At 31.3% G+C, this 5627-nt stretch carries 6 protein-coding genes and 1 tRNA gene; 4 read left to right on the top strand and 3 right to left on the bottom strand.

The features are described from left to right. Positions 1–9: 9 nt before the first annotated feature. Complete coding sequence (locus ACOYLP_RS10350) at positions 10–909, bottom strand: hypothetical protein (protein WP_422856094.1); 900 nt, start codon at positions 907–909, stop codon at positions 10–12. Positions 910–1009: 100 nt separating this feature from the next. Between ACOYLP_RS10350 and proS the strand changes: the two genes are divergently transcribed. The 3 genes from proS (at position 1010) to rpsT (ending at position 2912) form a co-directional block, all read left to right on the top strand. Beyond that, positions 1010–2488: a proline--tRNA ligase gene (gene proS, locus ACOYLP_RS10345; RefSeq protein ID WP_422856093.1), complete on the top strand. Its 1479-nt coding sequence runs from the start codon at positions 1010–1012 to the stop codon at positions 2486–2488. A 77-nt stretch (positions 2489–2565) separates the two neighbouring features. Continuing rightward, positions 2566–2637, top strand: a tRNA-Glu gene (locus ACOYLP_RS10340). A gap of 23 nt (positions 2638–2660) precedes the next feature. Further along, positions 2661–2912, top strand: a complete 252-nt coding sequence (rpsT, locus tag ACOYLP_RS10335; RefSeq protein WP_422856092.1) for a 30S ribosomal protein S20 — start codon at positions 2661–2663, stop codon at positions 2910–2912. A gap of 124 nt (positions 2913–3036) precedes the next feature. On the opposite strand, the gene ACOYLP_RS10330 is transcribed toward rpsT, so the two are convergent. Further along, positions 3037–3447, bottom strand: a complete 411-nt coding sequence (locus ACOYLP_RS10330; RefSeq protein WP_422856091.1) for a response regulator — start codon at positions 3445–3447, stop codon at positions 3037–3039. A gap of 5 nt (positions 3448–3452) precedes the next feature. Beyond that, complete coding sequence (locus ACOYLP_RS10325; protein ID WP_422856090.1) at positions 3453–5174, bottom strand: PAS domain-containing sensor histidine kinase; 1722 nt, start codon at positions 5172–5174, stop codon at positions 3453–3455. Positions 5175–5335: 161 nt separating this feature from the next. On the opposite strand from ACOYLP_RS10325, the gene ACOYLP_RS10320 reads away from it, so the two are divergent. Then, positions 5336–5627 (top strand): GTP-binding protein (locus ACOYLP_RS10320; protein ID WP_422856089.1); only part of this gene is annotated, 292 nt, incomplete at its 3' end.

Raw genomic sequence — 5627 nt, 5'->3', positions numbered from 1 at the left:
TAATTATTTTTATCTTCTTCCACCGCCGCCAGATGATCTTCCTCCTCCACCATAGCTTCCTCCACCGAATGAAGAAGTGGAACGTGTATTGCTTGAACTTGGAGTATAGGAACGTACAGGGGACGATTGATTATTGTTATTTCTCGTTGGTTGATATGAATTATTTCCTCTAGTTGGTTGAGAAGAATTATTGCTTCTAGTTGGCTGAGAAGAATTATTACTTCTAATAGGATAGTTTGAAGTTCTAGTATTGAAATTTCTAGTTCCAGGAGTTACAGAATGGTTATTTCTCCCATTTACATTATAATTTGAAGATCTAGTGCCATTTCTAACACTGTATCTACTTCCATTTGAATAGTAGGGATGTGAATAACCTCTTCTATCACCATTATAATAATTGTTGTAATAATTTCCACACCAAGAATTTCCATACCAGTTATTCCAACCTAATCCCCAACCTGGCCCCGGCCAATTATTCCAACCAATACCCCATCCCCAACCTGGACCATACCAATTATTCCAACCCCAATAATTTCCGTACCACCAGTTATTCCAATAGCCATACCCCCAATTGTTATCATAAACATTTATGGTAACACTCTGAGGGTTATTACCCCAACTAGCGTTATTTGAATTGTAATTTTCTGTTTTTTTGATTGAATCATTAGCAACTGAAGTATAATTATCAATACCGGTAAATGCCTCAGCGTCTTTATTTAAATCGCTAAAGTACTCTTGATATTTATTGCTTTGAGAATTATTATTGTTAGTTTGAGAACTACCATAAGCACCATCTTTATCATAATAAGAACTATTTTGATAAGATCCACATGAAGATGTGACAATTGTTAGAAATCCAAATAAAGCATATATGGATAATCTTTTACTGTTAAAATAATAAGTTTTCATATCTATAGCATTTTTATTGTTGGACTATACAAAAATAGTTAGTTTTGCGGAACTATTTAGTTAAAATTACTTAAACAATTTTTATGCCAAAGTATTCAATATGAGCAAGGACTTAACAAAGAGAGAAGTGGATTATTCAAAGTGGTATAACGAGCTAGTTGTCAAGGCAGATTTGGCCGAAAACTCTGGTGTACGTGGTTGTATGGTTATCAAGCCATATGGATATGCAATTTGGGAAAAAATGCAAGCAGAATTAGACAGAATGTTTAAAGAAACAGGGCATAGTAATGCCTATTTTCCTCTTTTTGTTCCTAAAAGTATGTTTGAAGCTGAAGAAAAAAATGCGGAAGGATTTGCTAAAGAATGCGCAATAGTTACTCATTACAGATTAAAAAATGACCCTGATAAACCAGGTAAGCTAATGGTTGACCCAAATGCCAAATTAGAAGAAGAACTTATTGTTCGACCAACTAGTGAAGCAATTATTTGGTCTACTTATAAAAACTGGATACAGTCATATAGAGATTTACCATTGTTAATTAATCAATGGGCTAATGTGGTGCGTTGGGAAATGAGAACAAGATTGTTTCTTAGAACTGCTGAGTTTTTATGGCAGGAAGGCCATACTGCTCATGCAACTAAAGCAGAAGCTATTGAAGAATCGGAAAAAATGATGCATGTTTATGCTGATTTTGCTGAAAACTTTATGGCTATTCCAGTTATTAAAGGATTGAAAACTGAAACTGAAAGATTTGCCGGTGCTGAAGAAACATATTGTATTGAAGCATTGATGCAAGATGGGAAAGCATTACAGGCAGGAACATCTCACTTTCTTGGACAAAATTTTGCTAAAGCTTTTGATGTAAAATTTGCTAATCAAGAAGGTAAACAAGAATATGTTTGGGGAACATCATGGGGAGTTTCCACACGATTGATGGGAGCTTTAGTTATGACACATTCTGATGATAATGGTTTGGTTTTACCACCGAATTTGGCACCTATACAGGTTGTCATTGTTCCAATATTCAGAACTGACGAAGAATTTGATAAAATTTCAAATGTGGCTAATGATTTGGTTGCTCAGTTCAAAAAATCTAGAATTTCTGTTAAGTTTGATAATCGAACTACTCAAAAACCTGGATTTAAATTCGCCGAATGGGAATTGAAAGGCGTTCCGGTTAGAATTGCTATTGGACCAAAAGATATAGAAAACGGAACTTTTGAAATTGCAAGAAGAGATACGTTGTCTAAAGAAGTAAAATCAAAAGAAGGAATAGTAAACTATATTGGGGATTTATTAGAACAAATTCAAAATGATTTATTCAGTCGTGCATTGCAATATAGAAATAGTCATGTGACAGAAGTAAATACGTTTGAAGAATTCAAAAATGTTTTGGAAAACAAAACAGGTTTTATTTCTGCGCATTGGGATGGAACTCCTGATACGGAAGAAAAAATCAAAGATTTAACCAAGGCAACCATCCGTTGTATACCATTAAATAGAGTTGAAGAGGAAGGAAAATGTGTTTTTTCAGGAGCTAAATCAACTGGAAGAGTACTGTTTGCAAAAGCATATTAAAAAAAATAGTTTTTTTTTAATCACACTATTGTGGAAATAAAAAATAATTGTATTTTTGCATCCGCATTGAGAAAGATGGCCCGTTCGTCTATCGGTTAGGACGCCAGGTTTTCATCCTGGTAAGAGGGGTTCGATTCCCCTACGGGCTACAATTTAAACAAAAAAATAACAAATGGCAAATCATAAGTCAGCTTTAAAGAGAATTAGAAGTAACGAAAAGAAAAGAGTATTAAATAGATACCAACACAAAACTACTCGTAATGCCATAAAAGCATTAAGATTGGCAACAGATAAGTCTGATGCTTCTGCAAAATTAGCTTCTGTTGTTTCTATGATAGACAAATTAGCTAAGAAAAATGTCATTCATGACAATAAAGCTTCTAATTTAAAATCCAAATTAACTAAACACGTTTCAAAACTATAATTGAAACAACTTCGTAATAAAAGCATTCAATTTTAAAAATGCCCCAAAAAGTTAGACACTATTTGGGGCATTTTTCATTAATTTCTTTAAATTATTTGGTTGCAGGTCAATTAAGTGCTTTGATTTACATAATTTGATATTTTAGATTTTCTAACATTTCTTTGGTTATGGGTTTTGATAAAAATCCTATAACAGGATAGCTTTTAGATCTGTTAATATCGTAGGGATCAACTGAAGATGAAAGAACAATAAATTTAGTCGAACTAAATAAATTGTCATATTTCTTAAGTATATATGTTTCCAGGAATCCCCATCCATCTAATACAGGCATATTTAAATCTAAAAGCACCAACTTTGGATATACAATTGAATCATTTACTTTACTTTCTTCAAATAGATTGTCAAAGTATTCAATTGCTTCTAGACCATGTTTGGCTGTAATTATTTCTTTTGCAAATCCAACTCTCTCAACAACTTTTTTACAAAGCATGAGCGTAATTGGGTCATCGTCTACACAGAGTATTTTATCTAACATATTACTTAATTATATTTAAAAACAATTGTAAATGTAGTTCCTTTTCCAACATTACTGTCAACTGAAATAGTTCCACCCATACTTTCTACCTGTGATTTAACTAAATACAACCCTAATCCTTTACTTTCTGGATAATTATGGAATCGTTGATATAGTCCAAAAATTTTATCATTATTTTTCTCTAAATCAATACCTATTCCATTGTCTTTGAATGTCATAAATAGGTTGTTTTCTTCGAATTTTGTAGCAATAGTAATTCTTAATTGTCTACTTGGCTCTCGATAATTTATAGCATTCGTCATTAAATTTAGAAAAATACTTTCTAAATATGACTTGTTAATGTTAAAAATAGTTTCGACTTCTAAATCAATTTTCAAAATAGGTTTGTTGGAACTAATTAAGAAACTCAATTGATTAAAAACATTTTCGAACACATCCTTAATAAATATTTCTTCCTTTTGAATCGAAGGGTTGTCTTTGATAATAATTACCTTAACTAAATCATTTATCGTCTCATTTAACAAATGAGTTGATTTTGAAAACCCGTTTATTATTTCTTTTAATTCTGAATCTTCAATTGGAATCTCTTCAATAAGATTGAGCAATCCGGTTAAATTAGATAAAGGAGCCCTTAAATTATGAGAAGTGATATATGAAAACTGCTTTAAATCCTTATTGTTTTGGGTTAATTCCCTAATAAGTTGTTCTCTTTCTTTCTCTCTTTCTTTTTCTACCGTGACATCTCTCTGAATAGAAATCCAATGAGAATGTTCTCCTTCTTTATCAGTTACAGGAATCATCGAGAAATTGATCCAAAATTCTTCACCACTCTTTTTGTAACTTATTGTTTCAACAAAACATTCTTTATATTCTTCAACGGCCGTTCTGAGTTTTTCAAATTCTAAAAAATCTGATTTTTTTCCGAATAAAATTTCTGGAGATTTTCCAATAACTTCATCAGCTGGATATCCGGTAATATCCGTAAAAGCTGAATTGACGAATATTATATTTGGAATAACATTTTTTGATGTGTCAATATCAGTAATCATAACGGCGTCCTTAGACTGTGTAATTACTGTTTCGAGTAATCTAAGTCTTTGTTCTTCTTCTTTTTGTTTGGTAACGTCTTGAATAGCTCCAATCATTCTTATAGGTTTTCCATTGGCATCTTTAACCAAAAAACCTCTGTCAAAAACATACTTATAACTACCATCAGCACACTGAAATCGATATTCATCTTGCCATTTTTCAGTTTTTTGCTCTAAAAAAGAATAAAGTTTGACAGACATTTTTAAACTGTCTTCTGGATGTATTCGGTCAAACCACCATTTAGATGTTGAACCTACATCTTCTTTTTGGTATCCAAAAACACTATAAATTCCTTTATTCCAAATTATACTATCTTCTTCTATTTTCCAATCCCAAATGGTGTCGCTTGTTGCTTTAGCTACAATATCATATCGCTCGTTTGATTCTTTGATTTCAATATTGGTAACTTTTAATTTTTTAAAGACTGATTTATTTCTAGTTTCATTTTGATGTAAAATGACTTTTAGAATTAAACCAGAAAAAATAATATAGATTAAATCTTTGGTAAAACTATATTTGAACAGGGTTTCGTTAGAAGATTCTGGGAAATAAAAAACAAATAATTTATAGCCAATTATAGCCATAAACGTCATAATAAGAACGTATATTATTGTAATTTTATTAGAATTATTTTTCATTTCTCAAATATATATATTTTCATATGAGTTTTAAAATTTAACCAAAAACTTATTAATGATTTTATAAACGGAACTTCCGCTATTATTAAAAAGTAAACTAATTGTTTATTGGTTTTTTATCTAAAAATAAAGTGTACCTTTGCACCTTCAAAAAAACAAAGATGGAATCTATCAGAAACATTGCTATTATTGCTCACGTTGACCACGGAAAGACTACGCTTGTTGATAAAATTATGTATCACTGTCAGTTATTTCGTGAAAACGAAAATACAGGTGATTTAATTCTTGATAACAACGATCTGGAGCGAGAAAGAGGAATTACGATTACTTCTAAAAACGTTTCTGTTGTATATAAAGGAACAAAAATCAATATTATTGACACTCCTGGTCACGCTGATTTTGGTGGTGAAGTTGAACGTGTATTAAATATGGCTGATGGAGTGTGTCTTTTAG

The sequence above is a fragment of the Flavobacterium sp. genome (genome assembly GCF_049318325.1).
Taxonomy (GTDB): Bacteria; Bacteroidota; Bacteroidia; order Flavobacteriales; family Flavobacteriaceae; genus Flavobacterium.
Note: the sequence above shows the minus strand (reverse complement) of the source record. Positions and strands in the feature narration are given on the sequence as shown.